The 23,972-nt window shown below is 62.7% G+C and carries 16 protein-coding genes; 12 read left to right on the top strand and 4 right to left on the bottom strand.

Annotated elements, in window-relative coordinates; all coding sequences use genetic code 11:
- The first annotated feature begins 14 nt into the window (after nt 1-14).
- The 8 genes from BN1128_RS21870 (at nt 15) to BN1128_RS21835 (ending at nt 11,196) form a co-directional block, all read left to right on the top strand.
- Nucleotides 15-2,162 carry a prolyl oligopeptidase family serine peptidase gene (locus tag BN1128_RS21870; protein ID WP_042872787.1) on the top strand — a complete coding sequence of 716 codons (2,148 nt, stop codon included), beginning with the start codon at nt 15-17 and terminating at the stop codon, nt 2,160-2,162.
- A gap of 191 nt (nt 2,163-2,353) precedes the next feature.
- On the top strand, nt 2,354-4,507 hold the full coding sequence (locus BN1128_RS21865; RefSeq protein ID WP_042872785.1) for an AsmA family protein: 2,154 nt from the start codon (nt 2,354-2,356) through the stop codon (nt 4,505-4,507).
- 365 nt (nt 4,508-4,872) lie between these two features.
- Nucleotides 4,873-5,946 carry an ATP-binding protein gene (locus tag BN1128_RS21860; RefSeq protein ID WP_244464644.1) on the top strand — a complete coding sequence of 358 codons (1,074 nt, stop codon included), beginning with the start codon at nt 4,873-4,875 and terminating at the stop codon, nt 5,944-5,946.
- Nucleotides 5,943-6,590, top strand: coding sequence for a response regulator transcription factor (locus tag BN1128_RS21855; RefSeq protein ID WP_042872783.1), 648 nt, complete (start codon nt 5,943-5,945; stop codon nt 6,588-6,590). The genes BN1128_RS21860 and BN1128_RS21855 overlap by 4 nt, the downstream gene beginning before the upstream one ends.
- Nucleotides 6,591-6,670: 80 nt before the next feature.
- Nucleotides 6,671-7,435 carry a DUF2861 family protein gene (locus BN1128_RS21850; RefSeq protein ID WP_244464643.1) on the top strand — a complete coding sequence of 255 codons (765 nt, stop codon included), beginning with the start codon at nt 6,671-6,673 and terminating at the stop codon, nt 7,433-7,435.
- A gap of 108 nt (nt 7,436-7,543) precedes the next feature.
- Nucleotides 7,544-9,754 carry a glycoside hydrolase gene (locus BN1128_RS21845; protein WP_042872778.1) on the top strand — a complete coding sequence of 737 codons (2,211 nt, stop codon included), beginning with the start codon at nt 7,544-7,546 and terminating at the stop codon, nt 9,752-9,754.
- 95 nt (nt 9,755-9,849) lie between these two features.
- The gene (locus BN1128_RS21840) at nt 9,850-10,389 is read left to right on the top strand and encodes a GNAT family N-acetyltransferase (RefSeq protein WP_042872775.1); all 540 of its coding nucleotides are present in this window, start codon (nt 9,850-9,852) and stop codon (nt 10,387-10,389) included.
- Nucleotides 10,390-10,461: 72 nt separating this feature from the next.
- On the top strand, nt 10,462-11,196 hold the full coding sequence (locus BN1128_RS21835) for an SDR family oxidoreductase (RefSeq protein WP_042872773.1): 735 nt from the start codon (nt 10,462-10,464) through the stop codon (nt 11,194-11,196).
- Nucleotides 11,197-11,252: 56 nt separating this feature from the next.
- Here BN1128_RS21835 and BN1128_RS21830 read toward each other — a convergent pair whose 3' ends face one another.
- The 4 genes from BN1128_RS21830 to BN1128_RS21815 all read right to left on the bottom strand — a co-directional run bounded on the left by BN1128_RS21830 (nt 11,253) and on the right by BN1128_RS21815 (nt 17,687).
- Nucleotides 11,253-12,347 (bottom strand): type I restriction endonuclease, encoded by a 1,095-nt coding sequence (locus BN1128_RS21830; protein WP_042872771.1) that lies wholly within the window; start codon nt 12,345-12,347, stop codon nt 11,253-11,255.
- Between the two features lie 272 nt (nt 12,348-12,619).
- Nucleotides 12,620-15,502: a bifunctional [glutamate--ammonia ligase]-adenylyl-L-tyrosine phosphorylase/[glutamate--ammonia-ligase] adenylyltransferase gene (gene glnE, locus BN1128_RS21825; protein ID WP_042872769.1), complete on the bottom strand. Its 2,883-nt coding sequence runs from the start codon at nt 15,500-15,502 to the stop codon at nt 12,620-12,622.
- Between the two features lie 231 nt (nt 15,503-15,733).
- Nucleotides 15,734-16,180, bottom strand: a complete 447-nt coding sequence (locus BN1128_RS21820) for a GNAT family N-acetyltransferase (protein ID WP_042872768.1) — start codon at nt 16,178-16,180, stop codon at nt 15,734-15,736.
- A 256-nt stretch (nt 16,181-16,436) separates the two neighbouring features.
- On the bottom strand, nt 16,437-17,687 hold the full coding sequence (locus tag BN1128_RS21815; protein WP_042872766.1) for a methyl-accepting chemotaxis protein: 1,251 nt from the start codon (nt 17,685-17,687) through the stop codon (nt 16,437-16,439).
- Between the two features lie 31 nt (nt 17,688-17,718).
- Here BN1128_RS21815 and BN1128_RS21810 point away from each other — a divergent pair, with 31 nt between their 5' ends.
- The 4 genes from BN1128_RS21810 to nudC all read left to right on the top strand — a co-directional run bounded on the left by BN1128_RS21810 (nt 17,719) and on the right by nudC (nt 23,826).
- A complete protein-coding gene (locus BN1128_RS21810) occupies nt 17,719-18,540 on the top strand; it encodes a potassium channel family protein (protein WP_156140600.1) in 822 nt (273 codons plus the stop codon).
- Nucleotides 18,541-18,693: 153 nt separating this feature from the next.
- Complete coding sequence (locus BN1128_RS21805) at nt 18,694-19,299, top strand: TIGR04211 family SH3 domain-containing protein (RefSeq protein ID WP_042872762.1); 606 nt, start codon at nt 18,694-18,696, stop codon at nt 19,297-19,299.
- Nucleotides 19,300-19,673: 374 nt separating this feature from the next.
- Nucleotides 19,674-22,838: a bifunctional proline dehydrogenase/L-glutamate gamma-semialdehyde dehydrogenase PutA gene (gene putA, locus BN1128_RS21800; protein ID WP_042872760.1), complete on the top strand. Its 3,165-nt coding sequence runs from the start codon at nt 19,674-19,676 to the stop codon at nt 22,836-22,838.
- A gap of 208 nt (nt 22,839-23,046) precedes the next feature.
- Nucleotides 23,047-23,826 carry an NAD(+) diphosphatase gene (gene nudC, locus BN1128_RS21795; protein ID WP_042872757.1) on the top strand — a complete coding sequence of 260 codons (780 nt, stop codon included), beginning with the start codon at nt 23,047-23,049 and terminating at the stop codon, nt 23,824-23,826.
- The last annotated feature ends 146 nt before the right edge of the window (nt 23,827-23,972 follow it).

Raw genomic sequence — 23,972 nt, 5'->3', positions numbered from 1 at the left:
AGGGAGCCGCATCGATGCGAGCCATTGTCAGCCTGCTGGCCCTGTCACTGCTGAGTGCCTGCAGCGGCCAGTCAACCAAAGAGGATGCCATGTCAGGGAAAGCGCGCCTTCACTACCCCGTCACCCGCCAGAGCGAGCAGGTGGACCACTACTTCGGTCAGGCCGTGGCCGATCCCTACCGCTGGCTGGAGGATGATCGCAGCCCCGAGACCGAGGCCTGGGTCAGGGCCCAGAACCGGGTAACTCAGGATTACCTGGCACAGATCCCGTTTCGCGATGCCATCAAGGGCAAGCTGGCCGCCTCCTGGAACTACGCCAAGGAGGGGGCGCCGTTTCGTGAGGGGCGTTACCACTACTTCTTCAAGAACGACGGCCTGCAGAACCAGAACGTCCTTTGGCGCCAGCTGGCGGGCAAGCCGGCCGAGGTGTTCCTCGATCCCAACCTGCTCAGCCCAGATGGCACCACGGCGCTGGATCAGCTGAGCTTCTCCCGTGACGGCAAGACGCTGGCCTACTCATTGTCGCTGGCCGGCAGCGACTGGCGCGAGATCCACCTGATGGACGTGGAGAGCAGGCAGCCGCTGGAGACGCCCCTCAGGGACGTGAAGTTCAGCGGCATCAGCTGGCTTGGCAACGAGGGCTTCTTCTACTCGAGCTACGACAAGCCGGACGGCAGCGAGCTGTCGGCCAAAACCGATCAGCACAAGCTCTACTTCCACCGGATCGGCACGGCGCAGCAAGACGACCGACTGGTGTTTGGCGCCATCCCGGCCCAGCAGCACCGCTACGTGGGGGCGACCGTGACTGAAGATGATCGCTACCTGCTCATCTCGGCGGCGGACTCCACCTCGGGCAACCGCCTCTATGTGAAGGACCTGACCCGTGAGGGTGCCCCGCTGCTGACGGTACAGGGGGATCTGGCTGCAGATGTGAGCCTGGTGGACAACAAGGGCAGCACGCTTTACCTGCTGACCAACCGGGATGCCCCCAACCGCCGGCTGGTGACGGTGGAGGCCGGCAACCCGGGCCCGGCTCACTGGCGCGACCTTATCCCGGAGCGTCAGCAGGTGCTGACGGTACACAGCGGCAGCGGCTACCTGTTCGCCGAATACATGGTGGATGCCACCGCCCGGGTCGAGCAGTTCGACCATGACGGCAAGCGGGTGCGCGAGGTGGCGCTGCCGGGGCTCGGTAGCGTGAGCGGCTTCAACGGCAAGCAGGATGATCCCGCGCTCTACTTCGGCTTCGAGAACTACGCCCAGCCGCCCACTCTCTACAAGTTCGAGCCAAAGAGCGGGGTCATCAGCCTCTATCGCGCCTCGGCGGCACCGTTCAAACCGGAGGATTACGTCTCAGAACAGCGTTTCTACCAGAGCAAGGACGGCACCCGGGTACCGCTCATCATCAGCTACCGCAAGGGGCTGAAGCTTGATGGCAGCAACCCGACCATCCTCTACGGCTATGGCGGTTTTGACGTGAGCCTGACCCCGAGCTTCAGCGTCTCGGTCGCCAACTGGCTGGATCTGGGGGGCGTCTATGCGGTGGCCAACCTGCGTGGCGGTGGCGAGTATGGCCAGGCCTGGCACCTGGCGGGTACCCGGATGAACAAGCAGAACGTGTTCGACGACTTCATCGCCGCGGCCGAATACCTCAAGGCCGAGGGTTACACCCGCACCGACCGGCTGGCCATCAGAGGAGGTTCCAACGGCGGCCTGCTGGTGGGGGCCGTCATGACCCAGCGCCCGGATCTGATGCAGGTCGCCCTGCCGGCGGTGGGTGTGCTCGACATGCTGCGCTATCACACCTTCACCGCCGGGGCGGGCTGGGCCTACGACTATGGCACCAGTGCCGACAGCGAAGCCATGTTCGACTATCTGAAGGGCTATTCGCCGCTGCACAAAGTCCGGGCCGGGGTCAGCTACCCCTCGACTCTGGTGACTACGGCGGATCACGACGACCGTGTGGTGCCAGCTCACTCCTTCAAGTTTGCCGCCACCCTGCAGGCCGACAACACAGGGCCCAACCCCCAGCTCATTCGCATCGAGACCAATGCCGGGCACGGGGCTGGCACACCGGTGGCCAAGCTGATCGAGCAGAGTGCGGACATCTATGCCTTTACCCTCCATGAGATGGGCTACCTACAACTGCCGCGCCAACCTTGACCTATGCGAGATGGGTTACCGGCAACTGCCGGTTACCCTGTGAGATCAGGGCCCTGCGGGGCCCTTTTCGTTGTCTGCCCCCGGCTGCGACCATCCCTGTCTCGCCGTGATCCGGTTTCGGGCGACGGGGGCCATCCGCCACGCCCCCGGTGGTATAGTCAGTCACAGGATCAGCATTCAAGGAGTCCATCGTGAAGAAGATCATCTACATACTGCTGGGGCTTGCGCTGGCAGCCCTGGTATCCATAGTCGCTCTGGTGAGCCTGATCGACCCCAATCAGTTCAAGCCCCAGCTGGTGGATCAGGTGCGCAAGAGCACGGGCCGCGAGCTGGTGATACAAGGGGATATCGGCTGGCGTTTCTGGCCAAGCCTGGGTCTCTCCCTCGAGCAGGTGGCGCTTCGCAACCCGGCCGGTTTTGCCGAGCCGGATCTGGTGCGCTTCGAGCAGGGACAGGCCTCGGTAGCCCTGCTGCCGCTGCTCTCCCACCGGCTGGAGATTGGCGAGGTGACGCTGAACGGGGCGCACCTCTTCATCCAGACCAAAGCCGATGGCAGCTCCAACCTGAGCGATCTCATCAAGACGCCGGAGGCAGCAAAGGGCAGCGAGCCCGCGCCAAATGGCCAGAGCCAGCCCCCTGCGAGCAATGGCCAGACTTGGCAGATCAGCTTGCAGGGTGTGGTGCTGGAGCAGGCCAGCGCCCTGCTGCAGGACGATCGCGACGGCACCATTTCCCGCCTCGAACAGCTCGACCTCAACCTGGGTCAGCTGGTGGTGGATCAGTGGGTGCCTGTGACCCTGGCAGCCAGGGGCTCGCGCGGGGATCTTGCCTTCGATATCAAGGGACAGACTCAGCTCAAGCTGGCCCGGGAGGAGACAGCCAGCGAACTCAAGGAGCTCAGCCTGAGCGGCAGCCTGAGTGCGCCGACGCAGCGACTCGATGCTTTCTCCCTCAAGGCTGACCGGCTGGCACTGGGGCAGTGGAGCAGCCTCACTTTGAACCTGAGCGGCGCACAGGGGGCTGCGGATAAACCGACCCTGGCCGGCACCTTGGAGGGCACCCTCAAGGCGCGGCTCGATCAGGGGCAGCAACTGCTGGAGGTGTCGGATGCGGTATTGGCCGCCAAGCTGCAAGGCTCGGCCCTGCCGCGCCCGCAACTGGATCTCAAGCTGGCCGGCTTTGCCCGCGCCGAGCTCGACAAGCAGACCATCACCCTGAGCAAGCTGGTGCTGGATGCCGACAAGACGCTGCTGAGCGGAGAGGGGGTTGTGCGGCTTGGCGCCGTGCCCAGGGTCGCGTTCGACCTCAAAGGGGAGAAACTGGATCTCGACGCCTGGCTCGGCAAACCGGCAGCGACCCAGGCGGCAGCGTCGGCTCCTTCGGCTCCCGTGAAGGCGATGGACAAGAGCGCCGCCCCCGCCACTGTGGCCCGGGCACTCTCGGCGGTGGAGCCCGATCTGAGCGCCCTCAAGGCGTTTGATCTGGCCGGTCGGCTGCAACTGGGCAGCCTGCGGCTGAAGGGACTGGACTTGAGTGACGTGGATCTGCAGCTCACCCTGGCCGGTGGCCAGCTCACTCTCAAACAGTTCAGCGCAGGGGTGGCCGGTGGTCAGGTGACGGCGAGCGGCGTGCTTGATGCCCGTCAGCAACCTGCCCGCTACCAGGTACACAAGCAGGTGCTGGGGGTGAATGTGCGCCCGTTGCTGCAAACTCTGGCCCAGAGCGATCTGCTGGAGGGCAAGGGGGATCTCGAAGCGCAGGTACAGGGCTCGGGACTGTCTGAGCAGGCGCTGCGCAGCCTGATGCAGGGCAAGGTGAGCCTCAAGCTGAGCGATGGTGCCCTGCACGGCATCAACCTGGCGGAGATGATCCGCGAGGCGCGGGCCACCCTCACCGGCAAGGGGGTCGAGCAGGTCAAGGAGGCCCGCAAGACCGACTTCAGCGCCCTCACCGTCAGCTTCCTGATTGCCAACGGCGTGGCCCGTACCGACGATATCCAGCTGTTTGCTCCGGCCCTGCGGGTGAAAGGCGAGGGCCAGACAGCCCTGGTGCCGGAAACCCTGGATTTCCTGTTCCTCACCTCCATCGTCGAGAGCAGCAAGGGCCAGGGCGGCAAGGATGTGGATGAGCTCAAAGAGATCACCATACCGGTGCGCATCGGCGGTCACTGGCAGGCTCCCAGCTACCGGCTTGACGTGAAGGCCTTGCTCGGCAACAACAAGCTGCTGGAGGAGAAGGCCCGCAAGGAGGCCGAGCGCGGCCTGAAAAAACTGCTGGGGGACAAGGCCGACAGCGAAGGCGTCAAGGGAGTGGCGGATCAGCTGCTCAAGGGGCTGTTCAAATAGGTGACGGTTCAAATGCGCCGGCGAGAGCGGCGCCAATGCCGTTAGCGGTTGACCGGATGTCAGTGCCATTGAAAAATGGCGCTGACATTTTTTCTTGGGGCGATGCGCGCGATTGCGCCGTTGCCATCTATTGCACCTCCCCTATCCGGAGCCATGCCGAGTTGAACCCATGCGCCTGATCCTGCTGCTCTGCTCCCTGATCTGCTACGGCATGGCGTATCCCGTGCTGGCCGGGCCGCTGGCGGACAGTCTGGCTGGTGAGCTGGCCAAACAGGCACCGGAACATATGCTGCCCCTTGACAAGGTACAGCGGCTAGACCGCCGAGTGGTTGCCGCTGCTGCGGGCACTTTGCAAAGAGGGGCCTGTGCCCTCGGCCAGCTGGTTCGTTGCTCACCCCGTCTATCCGCTGGGCGGCTCCAGCGCGGCCCGCTGGCTGGCTCGTTATCCGACTGTGGAGCTCGACGATCTGCTCCATGTGCGGGAGCGGCGCGATCAGTTGGGGCTGCTTGGCGAGCTCGATGATGACAACCTCGATGTCCTGCTGCGGGGCGAACGCTGGCTGCTGCAATCCGGCCAGCTCTGGCTGCTTGCCGATGGGCAGTGGCGTCGCTATGGCGCCGGGCAGTGGCAACCGCTGGCCGAGCGGCTCGGCGTGATGCTGGAGAGCCGCGTCGATGGCTCCTGTCAGGAGCGGGTCGGCGTGCTCTGCTTCAACGAGCGCCCCACGCTGCATTGGCAGTGGCTGGCGCTGGCCAGCTTGCTTGGTTTCATCCTGCTGCTGGGGTGGGCCAGCTGGCAGCGCTGGCGCCTGCTGCGGGAGCGGCGCGTTGCGTTGCAGATGCTGACCCACGAGCTGCGTACCCCCATCATGGCGCTTTCCGGCATCAGTGAGGAGTTGCGCCACGATTTCGACCGGCTGCCCCCTTCCGCCCAGCAGAGCGTGGGACAATTGCTGGGCAGTGTCGCCCGCCTGCATCAGCTGGCGCAGGCCAGTCGCCACTATCTGGCAGCAGAGACTCTCGAGGATGAGCGGGTGGCGGTCAGCCTGGCCGAGTGGCTCACGCTGGCCTGCGAGCGGCATGGCGCCATCTTCTGCCTTGAGCGGGAGATGACTCTGGCGCTCCCCTTCTACTGGCTCGATCTCGCCCTCGACAATCTGCTGCGCAATGCCAGCCAGCATGGCCGCGCGCCGGTTCGGGTCAGCGCCCGCTGGCAGGCGGGGCGGTTGATTCTCGCAGTCAGCGATGGTGGCGAGCTGCCGAATTACCGGCTCGCCACTCTGCTGCGCCGTGGTGCCCGTGCTGACGGCCTGGGGCTGGGACTTGCCATCGTGCGCCATCTGCTGCGCCGTCTTGGCGGGCGCCTCGCCCTATCCGGCCCACCGACTACCTTCACCCTGACACTGCCCTGCCAACTCTGGAGCGACATCGAATCATGAAGACCATCTTGCTTGTCGAAGACGAGGCGCTGTTGGCGGAGAACCTGCAACGCTATCTGACCCGCGAGGGGTATCGTTGCCTCTGGTGCGACACCCTGACTGCGGCGGAGCAGCAGTGGCTGGTGGCAGATCTGGTGCTGCTTGATCGCACCATGCCGGAGGGGGATGCCCTCGACTGGCTACCCCAGTGGCTGGCGCGCAAGGCGTTGCCGGTGATCGTGCTGACCGCCCGGGTGGAGGTGAGCGATCGGGTTGCCGGGCTCGATGCGGGTGCGCGCGACTACCTGACCAAGCCCTTCTCCCACGACGAGCTGCTGGCGCGGATCCGTGCCCAGCTGCGCCAGCTGGGGGACGGCACTCAGGTGGTGGGCGGCTTGCAGCTCCATCCCGCCCGGATGCAGGCAAGCTGGCAGGATGCGGAGGTGAGCTTCACCCCCACCGAGTTTGCCCTGCTCACCCTGCTGGTGCGAATGGCGGGGCGGGTGCTGAGTCGGGAGGAGATCCTCAACCGGGTGTGGGGCTATCAGGCGTTCCCCTCCACCCGTACTGTCGATACCCATATTCTGCAACTGCGCCAGAAGTTGCCCGGGCTGGCCATCGAGACGGTGCGCGGTATCGGCTACCGGCTGGAGGTGGCGCAGTGAGTCGCGCAACGCTGGCTGTGCTGATGTTGGCTCTGAGCGGCGGCCTTCTTAACCTAGGCCTTCTGAACGTAAGCAGCGTGATGGCAACGGAGAATAGTGCGATAACAGCGCACGTCGACCCGCTGCAACCGGCCACCCTGGCGCTGTTGCAAGGCGATAACCGGCACGCCTGGCAATCTTTGCAGCAGGCGTGGCCCGCACTCAACAGCGATGCCGAGCGTCGTAGCTGGCAGGGAATGCTGGCTGCGCTAAGTGCCCGGCACTGCGGCAAGGATTTCCCCCTCACTCTGCCTGATGGGGTGAGCGAGCTGCGGCTTGAGCTGATCCAGCGCGATGCGCCGCTGCTGCGGGACTATCGGGTGCAGCTGACCGGGGAGGGGCCCATCAGCGCCGCTGAACTCATCGATCCTGCTGGCCGCAATCGGCTGGCAGGTGCCCATTGGGAGACGGAAGGGAATAAAGGGGTCAGGGTCGTGGGGGCCGATCTGCCGACGCCTTTGCCAGCCGGGCTCTATCAGTTGCGGTTGGCGGTGGCGGGCAAGCACTGGCAGGTGGCGCTGCCTTTGCCTGCGCTGCAGGATCTGGACTGGCTCTCTCGCTCGCCGCAAGCGGTGGCCAATCCCCCCGCCAACCCTGCTTCCTGTACGCCGCTCTGGCTCGATCAGGCGGTGCTGGCCCGCCCGCAATACTCCTTGCTCTGGTGGCACCGCATTGCGCCTGATGAGCCGGTGAAGTGGCCAGCCGTTACCCCCGACAGCTGGCGCACCCTCTCGCTGGTGCAGACCAGCCAGCGTGGTCAGCTGGTGTTGCAGCTGAGCCACAGTCAGGCAGGGCCAGTGGACTAATGAATGTCGTGATGGTCAGGTCCTCGCAATCCTGACATTGGCCTGACAATCGCAGGCTGTCGATCTGCTGAAATGGCGATTCCCGTGTGTTATCAGGAATCACAGACCATGACTCTTCTTCCCGAATTAGCGAGCCGGATACGCCCGCTGCTGCTGTTGGCGCCGCTGTTCTCCCTGCTCTCACTGCCTGCGGAGGCGCTGACCCTGGCCAACGAGCAGTGGCGTATCGAGCTGGATCCCGCCACTCTGGCGGCCGAGGCTGTGCTGCCATCGGGCCAGCACCTTGCCATCTCTTCCCCCGGCCCGCGCCAGCGGGTCACTGCCCTGCAGCAGGAGGGGGAGCGCGCCAGCTGGCTGACCCGTACCGATGGCGAGGTACGGGCGTTGGCCCGCCTTGAGGGCAACCGCCTGATCCTCACCCTGAGCCGCGCGACCACTGGCGAGCTGGTATGGCCGCGGGTTCCTGCAGGGGCACAGGCACTGATGCTGCCGATCCACGAGGGATTTCGCATTCCGGCTACTCACACTGCGTGGCGCAAGGCGCTGGTTGAGGAGTATCAGGGGATCAACACCACGGATAATCTGACCTTGCCGCTGGTCGGGCTGGATCATGGGGAGCAACAGCTGGCGATCCTCTTTGCCAACCCTTTCAACAACCGGCTCACCTTTGCTCCGAAGCAAGATGGCATTGCCCTCACGGCGACCCACAGCGTCAATCGCCTTAATCAGGCTGACCCCTATGAGGTGGAGGTATCGCTGCAGCCGGGCAACGACTGGCTGGCGGCGGCCAAGGCCTATCGCAGCTGGTTGCAGGCGCGGGGCGAGCTGGTCTCTCTTGAGAGCAAACTGGCGGCGGTGCCGGATGGCAAACGGCTGATCGGTGCCTCTCACCTCTACCTCTGGGGCGAGCGACTGCTGGTGCCGCAGGATGTGAAGAGCTGGCCCGAGCTGCGCCGCCTGATCCCCGCCGACTGGCTCAAGGGGGAGAGCAAAGCGGCGCTGCAAGCGCCCGATCTGGCCCGCAATCGCTACCTGCAAAATCTGGTGCTGGCCGGGGTGGCTCAGGCGCTCGCGCTGCGCCATCCGGGTCAGCAACCGGTCGATTTCACCGCCCGGCGCGCGCTGGCGGCAAGGCAACTGGGCGCTGCGCTTAACGATCCGCAAAGCTGGGGTGATGGTAGCTCGGCCAAGATGATCGCGGCCCTCAAGCAGGCAGATCTTCCCAGACTCTGGCTGGGGCTGCCCCAGTGGACGGCGGGCTTTGCCGCGCCACAGGGGATTGAACTTGCCAAACAGGCGGGCTATCTCATCGCACCTTACGACTCCTACGATACGGCGCTGCCGGAGGGTAATCGCCAGCAGAGCTGGCTCACCGCCCAGATGGGGCAAGATATCTATCTGCGTTGCGGCATCATGCAGGAGAATGGCCGGCGCAAGAGCGGCTTTCAAAACAGCGGCGTCTACACCAATCAGGCCTGCGTGCGCCCGGTGATGGAGCAGCGAGTGCCCAAGTTGCAGCAGGCGAGCCACTACAACAGCTGGTTCCTCGATGTGGCGGCGACCGGCATGGTGTTTGACGACTTCGATCCGGCCAAGCCGACCACCCAGGCGCAGGATGCGCAAAACCGGATGGCCGGGATGGCGTGGATTGCCAAGCGTCAGGGCGTGCTGGTGGGCTCCGAGGAGGGCGGGGCGGTAGCCAACCGCACCGCGGCCTTTGCCCATGGCCCCCAGACCAGCGGTTTTGGCTGGCAGGATCCCGATATGCGCCGCAACAAGCGCTCCCCCTACTATCTGGGGGCCTGGCATCCCGAGTTTCAGCCCGATTACTTCTTTCGCCAGAGCCGTCTCAAGCCCGAGTATCAGGGGCTCTACTTCGATCCGGCGCTTCGGCTACCGCTGTTCCAGAGCGTCTTTCACGACAGCATAGTGACCACCCACCACTGGACGATGGACAGCCTCAAGTTCAAGGAGAGCCGTCAGGTCACCGAACTGTTGCAGCAGCTCTACAACGTGCCGCCCCTGCTCAACCTCGGTCTGGATAGTGCCGGTACGCGCATTCCCTACCTCAAGGGGCTCGATGCCTTCTTCCGCCCGCTGCACCAGCGGCTCTACAACCACCCGCTCACCGGTTTTCGCTGGCTCGACAAGCGAGGAGAGGTGCAGCAGAGCGAGTTTGCCGATGGCACAAGATTGGTGGCCAACTTCGGCCCGGCCACCGAGCTGGCAGGGATGAAGCTGGCAGCTCAAAGCGTACTGGCGCTGCTGCCCGATGGCCGGCAGCTGCAGTTTGTTTCGCAAGCTGATGGTGCGCGTTAATCCGGGATCCTGGTTGTTATGTGTTCAGAGGATGATGCGGTAGAACTTTTCATGTATAGATGAACGTTCCGAGAAATTAATGAGAGGTAGTTCTGATGATTGAAAGCGACGTGATTATAGAGGTAAACCATCCGGCGTGGCCGCTGGTCTGGCAGATCTATGGGGAGAGTTTTCCCCGCTACGAGCAGCGCCAGTCACAGCATCAGCCGCAGAAGATGCGGGATCCTCGCTATCACTGCCAGATCTTTTATCAGGACGGCCTGCTGCTCGGCTTCATCTTCTGGTGGGCTTGCGGCGAGCAGATCTATATCGAACATCTGGCCATCAACCCGGTGCTGCGTGGCCGCAACTACGGCAGCCGTCTGCTGGCCGAATTTTGCGAACAGGCGGGAAAAACCGTCATTCTCGAGATCGATCCGCCAGAGGATGAAATTGCCATTCGCCGCTTGCGTTTCTATCAGGGGTTGGGTTTTTGCCTCAACGATTATGCTCATGTGCACCCGCCCTATCATCCTGACTATCAAGGTCATGCGCTACGGGTGTTGAGCTACCCAAATCCCATCAACCCCGCTGAGTACCAGCAGTTCAACCGGATGCTGGTGACGCGGGTGATGGATCATGGCGTGACTGCCTGACCGGCATCCTGGCTTGCCCGCTATCGGCTAGTATCGGAGACCGACAATCAGGGTGAAGAACAAGGAGGTTCAATGAACAGGAATGTGCTGATCACGGGTGGCAGCCGGGGGATAGGGGCGGCCACAGCCCGCCATCTGGCGGGGCAGGGTTATCACCTCTGCATCAACTATCGGCGTGATCGGCAGGCTGCCGAGGCGCTGGTGGCGCAGATCCGGGCCCGCTATCCGGTCGCCTGCATAGCGGTGCAGGCGGATATCAGCGTCGAGGCCGAGGTGGTGCGCCTGTTCGAGGAGATGGACGAGCGGCTCGGGGTGATCACTCATCTGGTCAACAACGCCGGTATCTTGCAGCCCCAGATGAAGGTGCTGGAGATGAGCGCCGAGCGCATCAACAAGACCCTGACCACCAATGTGACCGGCTATTTTCTCTGCTGCCGTGAGGCGGTGCGACGCATGACGGAGGGCTGCGCCATCGTCAACGTCTCCTCGGCTGCCGCTCGTCTCGGCTCGGCGGGTGAATACGTGGACTATGCCGCCTCCAAGGGGGCCATAGACGTGCTGACCAAAGGCTTGTCGCTGGAGGTGGCGGCGCAAGGGATCCGGGTTAACGGGGTGCGTCCGGGTTTTATCTACACGGAGATGCATGCCGACGGCGGTGAAGCCGACCGGGTGGAGAGGGTGAAAAGCCAGATCCCGCTACAGCGGGGCGGTCAACCAGCCGAGGTGGCTGCCGCCATTGCCTGGCTGCTGTCGGATGAAGCCTCCTACGCCACCGGCACCTTTATCGATCTTGCCGGAGGGCGATAAGCATCTGGTGCAGACTTGGTTGAGGGGGGCGGAATTAATCCGCCCCCAAACCAAGATTATTCGTAGACGGCAGTGGCCGTCAGTAACTGGTCGGCAAAGGTGAATATTTCATCGATTGAGCCGATGGGATGCCGGGTTTCTTTTTTATCGGCATCAAATAATCCAAGATATTTCTGCTTCGAATTGAAATGTAACCGGCAAAGCGGCTTGCGGTTATTATCGTCGAGCAGGATGCCAAAATAACTCTGGGTGTCTCTTGCCGCGATCCTGGTTACATCAAATTGTTGTCTCAGGATAGCTTTGACGACGTTGAAGCCTTCTACTTCCTCAATGCTGGTATCTATCTTCGATTTTTCTTCATTATTCGTCTCAGGCTCATTGTTATCGCTTGATGTGGCACTATCAAATGCAGGTTGAATGGCCGAGGCACTGACACTGCTACCAATCGCAGATTTCAATCTGGCATTGATGCTGTCATTGAGGAATTGGCTAAGAGCCTTCTTGGTGATATCGGTAAAGGACTGTTTTACCCTTGCGGTAAGTACGCCGTCATAGATCCGTGATGCAAAGAACTTAACAAAATCCTCTTCTGGCGAGCCAAACTGCTCGGCTAGCAGTCTCTTGATCTGGCTGAGATATTTTAGCTCTCCTGCTGCATCGACCACAGATTCCACATCGAAGGAGGTCTTCGTCAGCTTCAATACCTCAGGCACTATGTGTTCATCGATATCTTCCAGATCCAGCGTTAAAAATGGTTTTTCATCCATTTTGTTTGGCGCATCAAGATCGGTATAGAACTCATATTGTGCACCATTGGTCAGAATGCCGATCCGAGCATTGGTGACTGAAAAATAGCGAAAGAGTTGACCCGAGTGCTTGGCTGACAGCTTTTCACTATATTTTTTGCACTCAACCAGTATTTGCACCTGTCCATCTTTGAGAATGGCGTAGTCAACTTTCTCCCCTTTTTTGATTCCCGTATCTGCGGTGAATTCCGGAATCACTTCCGTGGGATCAAACACATCATAACCGAGTACACGGTTGAGAAATGGCATGACAAACGCGTTCTTGGTCGCTTCTTCAGTGGTGATCATAGATGACTGTTGAGCAATCTTTTTGGCGAGACTCTGTAGCTGTTCTGAAAAATCCATTTTTTCCTCTCTGCATGGAGACTGGGGCTGGCACTGTTGAGTCGATATTCATCCCCGTCATATCTGACCAGAAACAGGGTGATGACATAGACACAGGGTATCTCTGCTTATATTCAGCAAAGTGCCATACGATGCCAAGGTTGGCATGCCTGAAACAGGATCCAGCTCACCGCTATTGAGTGTTATATGAAGGAAAGCTGGGCCAGGGGCTGATATTCATATTGAAAAGGGGCGCTGAAGCGCCCTTTTCATTGCTCCGGCCAAGCCTTGCTTCACTCCGCTAACAGCCGTTGCCAGACCGCCAGCACATGGCCGCGCTCGGGCTGCAACTGGTCGTCACCCACCTTGCGGGAGATCTCCGAGAGGTTGAGGCGATGGCCCCGGTTGCGGATCTCCAGATAGGCCTGTTTCAGCCCCTCCGCCTGCTCCAGGGTCAGTACCCCCACCATGACGCACTCATCAATGATGCGCACATTATCGGACCAGCGGGTGAGGGGCTCTGGCTCGCCACTGGCGTGGGCCAGCACCAGATATTGGGCGATGAATTCGATATCCACCATGCCACCTGGGGACTGCTTGAGGTCGAACTCGCCGGCACCGGCCTTGAGCAGGTGATTCCGCATCTTGTGGCGCATCTCGCGCACCTCTTTGGCGAGCGTCGGCAGATCCCGCTCCTTGGCCAGCACGGCGCGGCGGATGCGGGCAAACTCGGCGATGACAGCTTCGTCCCCGTAGATGGGGCGGGCCCGCACCAGCGCCTGATGCTCCCAGGTCCAGGCCTCGTGCTGCTGGTACTGCTCATAGGCCGAGAGGGACGAGACCAGCAGACCCGAATCGCCGGAGGGGCGCAGCCGCATGTCGATCTCGTAGAGGATGCCGGATGGGGTGCGGGTGCTGAACAGGTGCAGGATCCGCTGGGCGAGGCGCAGGTAGAACTGGCGGCTGTCGATGGGCTTGCGCCCGTCGGTGTAGCTGTTGGGATCGCCGCCGTGCAGGAAGACGAGATCCAGATCCGAGCCGTAGCCCAGTTCTATGCCGCCCAGCTTGCCGTAGGCCACCACGGCGAAGCCGCGCTGGCCGCTCACCGCCACTTCGGGCGGCACCCCGTAGCGTTCGCTCATCTGGGCCCAGGCCTGATTGACCACCTCTTCGGCGATCGCCTCCGCCAGCCAGGTGAGGTGGTCGCTCACCTTCATCAGCGGCAGGGCGCCGGCGATGTCGGCCGCCACGATACGCAAGAGCTGCACCTGCTTGAACTGGCGCAGCGCCTCCATCTGCTGCTCCACATCCTCTTCGGGGATGCGCAGCAGGAACTGGCGCAGCTGGGGCTTGTACTGATCGAGCGGGGTCGGGTGGTAGAGGTGCTGGGGATCGAGCAGCTCGTCCAGCAAAATCGGGTAGCGGGCCAGCTGCTCGCTCACCAGATGGCTGGCGTCGCACAGCCGTACCAGCTGGCGCAGGGCGCCCGGGTTTTCCGCCAGCAGCTGCAGATAGGCGCTGCGGGTGAAGATGCGGGTCAGCAGCTCGCACACCCGCTCGAACAGGCGGGCCGGTTGCTCGCTGGCGACCACCAGCCGCAGCAGCTCAGGCATCAGCCAGTCCAGGGCGATGCGCCCCTGCGGGCCCACCTGACGACGTTTGTACTCCTCCTTGAAACGCAGCAGGGCGGCGCAGAGCGGAACCGGATCCTGGACGCCCTGCGCTATGAGCAATTTCTCCAGCTCGGCGGCATCGAGCTCGGTGCGCCAGAGATCGAGCCAGAGCTGTTCCAGATGGGCGGGTGCCTCCTTCTCTTCGCCAACAACGGCGGCAAACTCCTGATGGACGGCGGCCATCTCCTCATCCAGATGAGCCATGAAGGTAGCCCAGTCGGCAAAACCCAGAGCAGCGATCAGCCGCTGGCGATCCCGCTCCTCGGTGGGCAGGGTCTGGGTCTGCTGATCGCCGATCTCCTGCAATATGTTCTCGACCCGGCGCAGGAAGCGGTAGGCCGTCAGCAAGCGGTCGCAATGGGCGGATTCGAGGGCGCCGCACTGAGCGATGGCGGCCAGCGCCTCCGGCAGATGACGCACCCGCAGGGCGGGCTCGCGACCGCCGCGAATCAGTTGCAGCGCCTGGGCGATAAACTCCACCTCGCGGATGCCGCCGGCCCCCAGCTTGATGTTGCCCTCCAGCCCCTTGCGGCGCACCTCGGCGGCTATCATCGCCTTCATCTGGCGCAGGCCGTCGATGACGCCGAAGTCGATGTAGCGGCGAAACACGAAGGGGCGCAGCATCTCGGCGAGTTCAACTGCGTGCTCGCACTGGGGCCCCAGTACCCGCGCCTTGACCATGGCGTAGCGCTCCCAGTTGCGGCCGTGGTGCTGGTAGTAATCCTCCATGGCGGCAAAGGAGATGGCGAGCGGGCCCGCGTCGCCGAAGGGGCGCAGCCGCATGTCGACCCGGAACACCTGACCATCCTGGGTGGGTTGGTGCAGCGCATTGATCAGCCGCTGCCCCAGCTTGATGAAGAAGGGCTGGTTGGCGAGCTCGCGCCGTCCGCCTACCGTGTAGCCGTTCTCGGGGAAGGTGAAGATAAGGTCGATATCCGAGGAAAAGTTGAGCTCGCCGCCGCCGAGCTTGCCCATACCGAGGATGAGCAGCGGCTGCGGGTTGCCATCCCCGTCCATGGGGGTGCCCAGCTCGCTGCACTGTTTGGTGTAGAGCCAGTCGCGGGCGGAGCAGATGAGAGCATCCGCCAGCTTGGTGAGGTGAATAAAGCTCTCTTCCACCGCCGAGTGCCCCAACAGCTCGCGCCAGGCGATCACCAGCATGCGGCTGCGGCGGAACTGGCGCAGGGTGCGCTTGAGCGCCTCTTCATCATCCACCTCGGCGAGCAGAGCGGTCAGATCGCGCTGATAGGCGGGCCAGCGTTCTGACCGCTCAAGATCCCCCGAGGCGAGGATCTGCGTCACCAGTTCGGGCTGCTTGATGAGCGAATCGGAGACAAAATCGGAGAGGCCAAGCAGGGTCAGCAGGGTCTGGCGAATCGCATCGGGCAGGGCGCCATAATCGGGCGCCAGCTCGATCAGCCGTTGCCACTGGCGTTGGGCCTGATCCTGCAGCAAGGGCGCAAGAGAGGAGGGGAGGGAGAGAGAAGAAAAATGCTGGGCCACGGTTGCCGTCCTTGTGGTTAACGGGTCTGCAGAGTGAATGAAAACGCTGGCAGCCAATCTAGCACTGTCGCGCGGCTCGTCACAGTACGACAGAGGTCAATTAGACCAAGGGGTTCAGTGACCTGCGCCAAGGACAATCAAGTCGCGGACACCCTCATCAGGCACTGTCACGCCCCTGCGTCACAGCGCAGGGGCGTGCTGCATGGCCACGAGCCGCCTGCGTGACAGAACTCAAGGGCGCAGATAAATCTCGGGATCGTACTTTTCCATCAGGCTGGCCGGTTTGCGCGGCGGCTCGAAGCCAAAACCGGCATAGAGGCCGTGGGCATCCGAGGTCGCCAGGCTGAGGCGGCGCAGCCCCTGCAATTGCGGGTGAGCCAGAATGGCCGCCACCAGCGCCTTGCTGTGGCCCCGGCCGCGATGGGCGGGCAGCACGAATACATCCGCCAGATAGCCGAAGGTGGCCCTGTCCGTGATGACCCGGGCGAAGGCCACCTGCTGACCGGCGACGTAGCCGCCGAAACAGAGGGAGTGGTTGATGGCTCTCTGTACCGTCGCCAGCGGAATGCCGAGGCACCAGTAGGCCTCCTCGGACAAAAATCGGTGGATCAAGGGCACGTCTAGCCGCCCTTTGTCGTCGCTTATCTCAAGTTGGGAGTGATCTTGTGGCTGCTGCATCCTGGCTCCTTGCCGTGACATGAATGAGAAAGGCCCCTCGCGGGGCCTTCCAGTTTACTCAAATCGCGGTCTCAGGCCAGTTTGAAGGCAGTACTATCCAGGGGCTGGCTGTGGTGTGGTGCGCCATCCGCTCCTGTGTCCTGTCTGCGAGGTGACGCCCGTCAGGCCAGCTTGAAGGCCTGAATGATGAGTACTATCCAAGGGCTGGCTGTGGTACGCCATCCGCTCCTGTGTCCTGTCTGCGAGGTAATGCCCGTCAGGCCAGCTTGAAAGCCTGGATATGGGTATCCAGGGTCTGGCTGTGGTGCTCCACCAGCTCGGAGGCTTCCTGCAGCTCCCGCAGGACGACCACGGATCCTTCCACCACCTGCTTGACCTGCTCCAGGTTGCCGCTCATCTCCTCGGCCACCGAGCTCTGCTGCTCGGAGGCTGCGGCGATCTGGCGGTTCATGTCGGCCACCCCCTGTACCCGCTGCACTATGGTGGCGAGCTGATCACCGGCCTGGGTCACCTGCTCCACCCCCTTGTCGGCCTGCTGTACGCTCTTGGCCATCAGTTCGGCGGCCTGGCGGGCATTGCCCTGCAACTGTTCGATCATCTTCTGGATCTCGACGGTGGCGGCCTGGGCCCGGTTGGCCAGCTCGCGCACCTCGGATGCCACCACGGCAAAGCCGCGACCCGCCTCACCGGCGCGGGCGGCCTCGATGGCGGCATTGAGGGCCAGCAGGTTGGTCTGCTCCGAGATGCCGCGAATGGTATCCACGACGGATCCAATCTGTTCGACCCCCTGCTCCACCTGATTGACCACGGTGGAGGAGCGCTGGATGTTGCCGGAGAGGGTATCTATGGTGCTGACGGTGGCCGCTACGCAGCGGCTGCCCTCTTCGGCCAGCAGGCTGGTTTCGGCGGTGGCGTGGGAAGCCTGCTCCGCATGAGCGGCCACCTCGCGAATGGCGCCCACCATCTGGCTCATGGCGCTGGCCAGCTGCTCTATCTGGGTGAACTCCTCGCTGATGGCCTCGTTGGCCTCTTCCATGCAAAGGGTGACCTGGGAGGCGATGTCGTTGAGCTCCTTGCAGGCGACGCGCTGGGTGCCGAATACCTGCTTGAGATTCTCCTGGGAGTGGGCCACCGCCTTGGCGATGTCACCGAACTCGTCGCGGGACTTGAGCAGCACCTTGTGGCTCAGATCCTTGCGGGCGAAGCGTTCGAGCAGGCCTACCAGATAGTGCACCTGCTTGACCATGAGGCGGGAGCCAGTCAGCAGCAGCACCACGAAGATGACCCCCATCACGGCGGTTTCCATCACCCCGGTCCAGAGCAGGCGATCGGCAATGGCATTGGCCTTGTCGGCATCTATGCCCTCGCTCAGCAGGGTGGTTTCCAGATTGCTGGCGTCGAACCAGAGTTTGATCAGCAACAAAACAGTACTGAACACCATGAGCAGTACCACTTTGGGTACCAGCCGGATATTGCTCATTCGCCGCTCCAGCGGGTTTAACTGCATAATATTTCTCCTTTTAATGGCCGGTTTTCCTTTGTCCTCAGGACTATCGGCATTATCTTCTTTTTTATTAATTCGCACCGTGCCTAAAGTAGGAAAGTGTATGCGACATCACTTAACTCACCTGCGCGCCATGGATCTGCTGATGGCGTTTCTGTCGGTGATCTCCGTTGCGCTGGTTTGCGCCCGCTGGTGGGGCCATTCGGACTGGACCCCCCAGACCCTGCAGCTCTTCTATGACGTCGACAGTCTGATCTGCTACTTCTTCCTCGCCCACTTCGCCTATGGCTGGGTGCGGGCCCGCGACAAGCTGGCCTTCTTCAAGGCGAACTGGTTCTATCTGCCGGGCAGCCTGCCCATGGTGGAACAGCTGCGCTGGGCGCGATTGATCCAGCTGTGGCGTGTTTATCAGCTGTTGCGGGATCAGCCGGATCTGCTTGGCATGTTCCGTCGCGAGCGCAACGAGACCACCCTCTCGGGGATACTGTTCCTGTTCTTCCTGCTGCTGGGGGTGGGCTCGGGCGTCATGTATCTGATTGAATCGGGTCAGCCCGGCAGCCAGATCCAAACTCCTTACGATGCCTTCTGGTGGACCCTGGTGACCCTATCTACCGTAGGTTACGGCGATCTGGTGCCCAAGACGGAGCAGGGGCGCTTCGTCGCCAGCCTGCTGATCCTGTTCGGGGTCGGTCTGTTCGGTGCCATCAGCGGTTTCATGGCCAGCCTGTTTCTGCAGCTGGGGCGGGGGGATGGCGAACTGGAGAAGTGGCGGCATCACCAGAGTGCCCAGCAGGATCTGCTGCTGCAGGAGCTGCGAGCCCTGCGTGCCGAGGTGAAGGCGCTGAAACAGAAGTAGCCTACGGCGTCTGGAATGGTCGCGTGGGGGAGGGGACAAGTTGCGAGCCAGCTCTCAGCTCGGGGGGAGGCGTTTTTCTTTGCTTGTCCTTTGACCCGCTGGCGGCTTAACATTCGGCCAGTCACCTAACCAAATGAAGAGAATCGATCGACCATGCGCGCCCTTCTCGGGATCCTGATCTGCTTGTGTGCCCAACAGGCACTGGCCGATACCCGTTATGTCTCAGACAACATCTTTACCTTTATCCACAATGGTCCGGGTACCCAGTACCGGATCCTCGGCAGCGTCAAGGCTGGTGAACCGCTGGAAGTAAAGGCGGTGAACAACGAGGCCGGCTTCACCCAGGTGGTGGACGGTCGTGGCCGCGATGGCTGGATCAAGAACAGCGAGCTGCAGGGCGAGATCAGCCTGCGCGAGCGGCTGCCCCAAGTCCAGAAGGAGCTGGAGGAGCTCAAGGCTCGCCTGCAGAACCTCAACGGTGACAACGAGCAACGCTTCACCGAGAAGGATGGCAAGATCGCCGAGCAGAGCAAGGAGATCGCCAGCCTGAAGGCCCAGCTCGCCAGCCAGAGCGAGGAGATGGGGAACCTCAAGGAGCAGAACGACGCCCTGACCCAGAGCTATGACAATCAGGAGCACGACATGCAGATGGACTGGTTCATCCGCGGTGGTGCCATGGTGGGCGGCGGTATCCTGCTTGGTATCCTGCTCCCCATGCTGCCCCGTCGTCGCAGCCGTGGCGAACGCTGGATGAACTGATGTGCATGCTGCTATCCATGTTCAGCCCCGTCGTCGCAGCCGCGGCGAGCGCTGGATGAACTGAGCGGCATCTTGCCATCAGCATGGTGAATACAGTACAAACGGACCGTTTCTGTCGGTCGGATGAAGAAGGGTCGCAATAGCGACCCTTCTTTTTTGCTCCGCATAAAATTGTATACAAAATAAGGCGATGAAATTGCCTACCTCGCCAGCTCCCGGCTTTAACGCGCGCCAAATGAGCCAATCAGCGATATTTGTTAATGTCAGGCAACAATTTCATTTCATCTATGGGGCGATATTGTATACATTGTCGGCGTTTCGGCGGCACGGCCGCCTTCGTCGATATAGCCTGCGGGCGTACAGGAAGACCCCATATGTTCAAAGCCACTCAAGTTCTTGCAGCTGACTACCTTCCCTCCGATCTGGCCGCCCTGCGCGAAGCCATCACCCAGAATTACGTGGTGGATGAAAACGCCTATCTGGCGGAGCTATCTGCCATGTTGCCGGGGGATGGCGCTTCGCTGGAACGGGTGACCCAGCGTGCCCGTACCCTGGTGACCAAGGTACGCAAGGAGAGTGGCTCCGGCGATGGCATAGATGCCTTCCTGCAGGAGTACAGCCTGGACACCCAGGAGGGGATCATACTGATGTGCCTGGCGGAGGCGCTGCTGCGCATCCCGGATGCCGAGACCGCCGACGCCCTGATCAAGGACAAGCTCTCCGGTGCCAACTGGTCGTCCCATTTTCGCAAGAGCGACTCCACCCTGGTCAATGCCTCCACCTGGGGCCTGATGCTGACCGGCAAGATCATCAAGCTGGACAAGAAGCTGGACGGCAATCCGGCCAACATGCTGGGCCGCATGGTCAACAAGCTGGGTGAGCCTGTGGTGCGCTCCGCCATGTACGCCGCCATGAAGATCATGGGCAAGCAGTTCGTGCTGGGGCGCGACATGAAGGAGGCCCTGAAGGCGAGCCGCAAGTCCCGCGAGAAGGGTTACACCCACACCTATGACATGCTGGGGGAATCTGCCCTGACCCTGGCCGATGCGGACAAGTATTTCGGCGACTACCAGCGCGCCATCGAGGCGGTCGGCAACGAGCGGATCAGCGACGGCGGCCCGGCCCCGTCCATCTCCATCAAGCTGTCGGCGCTGCATCCGCGCTATGACGTGGCGAACCGCGAACGGGTGCTCGGCGAGATGAGCGAGCGACTGGTGGGGTTGGTGCGTCTGGCCCGTGACAAGGACGTGGCCATCAGCATAGATGCCGAGGAGATGGACCGTCTCGAGCTGTCGCTGGACCTGTTCGAGCAGCTCTATCGCTCCGAGGCCAACCGTGGCTGGGGCAAGCTCGGCATGGTGGTGCAGGCCTACTCCAAGCGTGCCCTGCCGGTGCTCTGCTGGTTGACGGGGCTGGCTCGCGAGCAGGGGGATCTGATCCCGGTGCGGCTGGTGAAAGGGGCCTACTGGGACAGCGAGCTGAAATATGCCCAGCAGGCCGGTCTGCCCGGCTACCCGCTGTTTACCCGCAAGGCGGGCACCGACATCTCCTACCTCGCCTGTGCCCGCTACCTGCTGAGCGAGCCGACCCGCGGCTTCATCTCGCCCCAGTTTGCCACCCACAACGCCAATACCGTGGTCAGCATCCTGGAGATGGCCGGCGATCGCCAGTTCGAGTTCCAGCGCCTGCACGGCATGGGGGAAGAGCTGCACAACGCTGTGCTCAGCGAATGTCCCGGCTTGCACTGCCGCATCTATGCGCCAGTCGGTGCTCACAAGGATCTGCTGCCCTACCTGGTGCGCCGCCTGCTGGAGAACGGGGCCAACACCTCCTTCGTCCACAAGCTGGTGGATCCCAACACCCCGGTGGACAGCCTGGCCGAGCACCCGCTGCGCACCCTGAAGCGCTATGGCAGCCTGGCCAATGACCGCATTCCGCAGCCGGTGAACCTGTTCACCGACCGCAAGAACTCCAGCGGCGTGAACATGAACATCGTCTCCATCCAGCGTCCCTTTTTCGCCAAGCTGAAGGAGCTGGAGAGCAAGCAGTGGCTGGCCGGCCCCATAGTCGATGGGGAGACCCTCAAGCGCAGCGAGGCCCGTACCGTGCTGAGCCCGCAGGATGTGAGCCAGCTAGTGGGCAAGATCCACTGGGCCGACGAGCAGGCGGTGGAGCAGGCGCTTGCCTCGGCTCATGCTGCCTTCCCGCGCTGGCGCGAAACCCCGGTGAGCGAGCGCGCCGCCGCGCTGGAGAAGCTGGCGGATCTGCTGGAAGCGAATCGCGAGCAGTTCATCTCCTTGTGTACCCGCGAGGCGGGCAAGCTGCTGCAGGACGGTATCGACGAGGTGCGCGAGGCGGTGGATTTTTGCCGCTACTACGCGGTGCAGGCCCGTGGCCTGATGGGGCAGGCGACCCTGCTACCCGGCTACACGGGTGAGCAGAACGAGCTGTTCCTGCAGGGCCGTGGCGTGTTCGTCTGTATCAGCCCATGGAACTTCCCGCTGGCCATCTTCCTCGGTCAAATCGCGGCGGCGCTGGCCACCGGCAACACCGTCATCGCCAAACCGGCGGAGCAGACCGGTCTCATCGCCCATCTGGCGGTGACCCTGGCCCACCAGGCCGGCATCCCGGGCGATGTGCTGCAACTGCTGCCGGGCGATGGCGCCACCGTGGGGGCCAAACTGACGGCGGATGCCCGCATCGGCGGCGTCTGCTTCACCGGCTCCACCGAGACCGCCAAGCTTATCAACATGACCCTGGCCCAGCGTGATGGCGCCATACTGCCGCTCATCGCCGAGACGGGCGGCCAGAACGCCATGATAGTCGACTCCACCGCCCTGCCGGAGCAGGTGGTGCGCGACGTGGTGAGCGCCGCCTTCCAGAGCGCCGGTCAGCGCTGCTCCGCCCTGCGGGTGCTCTACCTGCAGGAGGAGATTGCACCGCGGGTGCTGGAGATCCTGACCGGTGCGCTGCAGGAGCTGAAAGTGGGCAATCCGGCCGAACACAATACCGATGTGGGCCCGGTCATCGATGCCGAGGCCAAGGCCGGGCTGGATGCGCACCTGGTGCACATGATCCCGCGCTCACGTCTGATCGCTCAGGCGCCGATGCCAGCCGTGACCCTGGGGGGCCACTTTGTGCAGCCGACCGCGCTGGAAATCGGCTCCATCCGCGAGCTGGTGAAGGAGCAGTTCGGCCCCATCCTGCACGTGGTGCGCTACGCCGCCAAGGAGCTGGACACTGTGATCGCGGATATCAACGGCACCGGCTACGGCCTGACGCTGGGGATCCACAGCCGCAACGAATCCCATGCCGAGGAGCTGGCCAGCCGCATCAACGTGGGCAACGTCTACATCAACCGCAACCAGATAGGCGCCATGGTCGGGGTGCAGCCGTTCGGTGGGCAGGGCCTCTCCGGCACAGGCCCCAAGGCGGGCGGCCCTCATTATCTGAGCCGCTTTGTGACCGAGAAGACCCGCACCATCAACACCACTGCGGTGGGTGGCAACGCCTCCCTGCTGGCGATGGGCGATGCCTGATCGGCATTGAGAGCCCCAAAATCGAGGCCGCCTGCGGGCGGCCTTTCTATTGGCACTACCTTGCCCTTTGGGCTGCCATCTTGGGGTCGCCAGCGGGCCCGCGCGGTCGTAATATGGTCGCGACTCGTCACTTTTCACCGGGCCGCGTCCGGTGCATCATGCCGGGCAAGCCATTCTCATCTGACATCGCAACAAGAGTGTTCATCTGATGCCATTAACCGAACAGGCCCGCTGGTTCGTGCTGGGGGGCGATCACCTCGTCCTGCTGGATGAACAGGGGCGCATTCCACAAGGCCCCCGCGCCAGCTTGCCCGCCCATCTGCAATCCGCCACCTTTGAGCATTTTGATGAGTGGGACAGCCTGCCCTGTTATCTGCTGGATCTGGGGACCGAGGCCGACCCAGGTCGGCTCATGCCGTTGCGCCAGCTGATGATGGCTGGCGATGAAGAGGGTTTTCGCCTTGGGGGCCGTGCCTGGCAGCTGGCCACCTTCCGCCGCAGCCATCGCTTCTGCGGCGAGTGTGGCGCCCTCATGGCGCCCAAGAGCGGGGAGTGGGCACAGATGTGCCGGCAGGGCCACGTCGTCTACCCGCGCATCTCCCCCTGCATCATAGTGGCGGTACGCAAGGGGCCGGCGATCCTGCTGGCGGCCCATCGCCGTCACTATCAGGCGGACGATCCCATGTACACCGTGCTGGCAGGCTTCGTGGAGGCGGGTGAGAATCTCGAGCAGTGCGTGGCGCGGGAGGTGTTCGAGGAGAGCGGCATCCGGGTGCGCAACGTGCGCTACGTGGCGAGCCAGCCCTGGCCATTCCCCCACAGCCTGATGATGGGTTTCACCGCCGACTACGAGAGCGGCGAGATCCGGGTGCAGGATGAAGAGCTGGTGGCCGCCGACTTCTTCGAGGCAGACCGGCTGCCACGGCTGCCCCCGCACGGCACCATAGCGCGGCGCTTGATCGAGCAGAGTCTGGGCGAGGCTGGCTGAGGTCGGGTTGAGCTTGGCATCAGGGTAAAAACGGGGCGCTTGTTTGCGCCCCTTCACATCTTTGCACTCCGGCGGCCCTGCGGCGCGTTTGTGCCGCCCGCCGCCGCGCACAAAGTGGTATCATATCCGCCATTTTATGCTGGATA

This window comes from Aeromonas piscicola, from assembly GCF_000820005.1.
Taxonomy (GTDB): Bacteria; Pseudomonadota; Gammaproteobacteria; order Enterobacterales; family Aeromonadaceae; genus Aeromonas; species Aeromonas piscicola.
This window is presented reverse-complemented; position numbering and strand designations above follow the sequence as displayed.

Bases quoted from the DNA above. Each gene is read 5' to 3' on its own strand.
- BN1128_RS21855 (WP_042872783.1), top strand. From the start codon at position 5,943: ATGAAGACCATCTTGCTTGTCGAAGACGAGGCGCTGTTGGCGGAGAAC.
- BN1128_RS21850 (WP_244464643.1), top strand. From the start codon at position 6,671: ATGGCAACGGAGAATAGTGCGATAACAGCGCACGTCGACCCGCTGCAA.
- BN1128_RS21835 (WP_042872773.1), top strand. From the start codon at position 10,462: ATGAACAGGAATGTGCTGATCACGGGTGGCAGCCGGGGGATAGGGGCG.
- nudC (WP_042872757.1), top strand. From the start codon at position 23,047: ATGCCATTAACCGAACAGGCCCGCTGGTTCGTGCTGGGGGGCGATCAC.
- BN1128_RS21845 (WP_042872778.1), top strand. From the start codon at position 7,544: ATGACTCTTCTTCCCGAATTAGCGAGCCGGATACGCCCGCTGCTGCTG.
- BN1128_RS21870 (WP_042872787.1), top strand. From the start codon at position 15: ATGCGAGCCATTGTCAGCCTGCTGGCCCTGTCACTGCTGAGTGCCTGC.
- BN1128_RS21840 (WP_042872775.1), top strand. From the start codon at position 9,850: ATGATTGAAAGCGACGTGATTATAGAGGTAAACCATCCGGCGTGGCCG.
- BN1128_RS21805 (WP_042872762.1), top strand. From the start codon at position 18,694: ATGCGCGCCCTTCTCGGGATCCTGATCTGCTTGTGTGCCCAACAGGCA.
- BN1128_RS21815 (WP_042872766.1), bottom strand. From the start codon at position 17,687: ATGCAGTTAAACCCGCTGGAGCGGCGAATGAGCAATATCCGGCTGGTA.
- putA (WP_042872760.1), top strand. From the start codon at position 19,674: ATGTTCAAAGCCACTCAAGTTCTTGCAGCTGACTACCTTCCCTCCGAT.
- BN1128_RS21820 (WP_042872768.1), bottom strand. From the start codon at position 16,180: ATGCAGCAGCCACAAGATCACTCCCAACTTGAGATAAGCGACGACAAA.
- BN1128_RS21830 (WP_042872771.1), bottom strand. From the start codon at position 12,347: ATGGATTTTTCAGAACAGCTACAGAGTCTCGCCAAAAAGATTGCTCAA.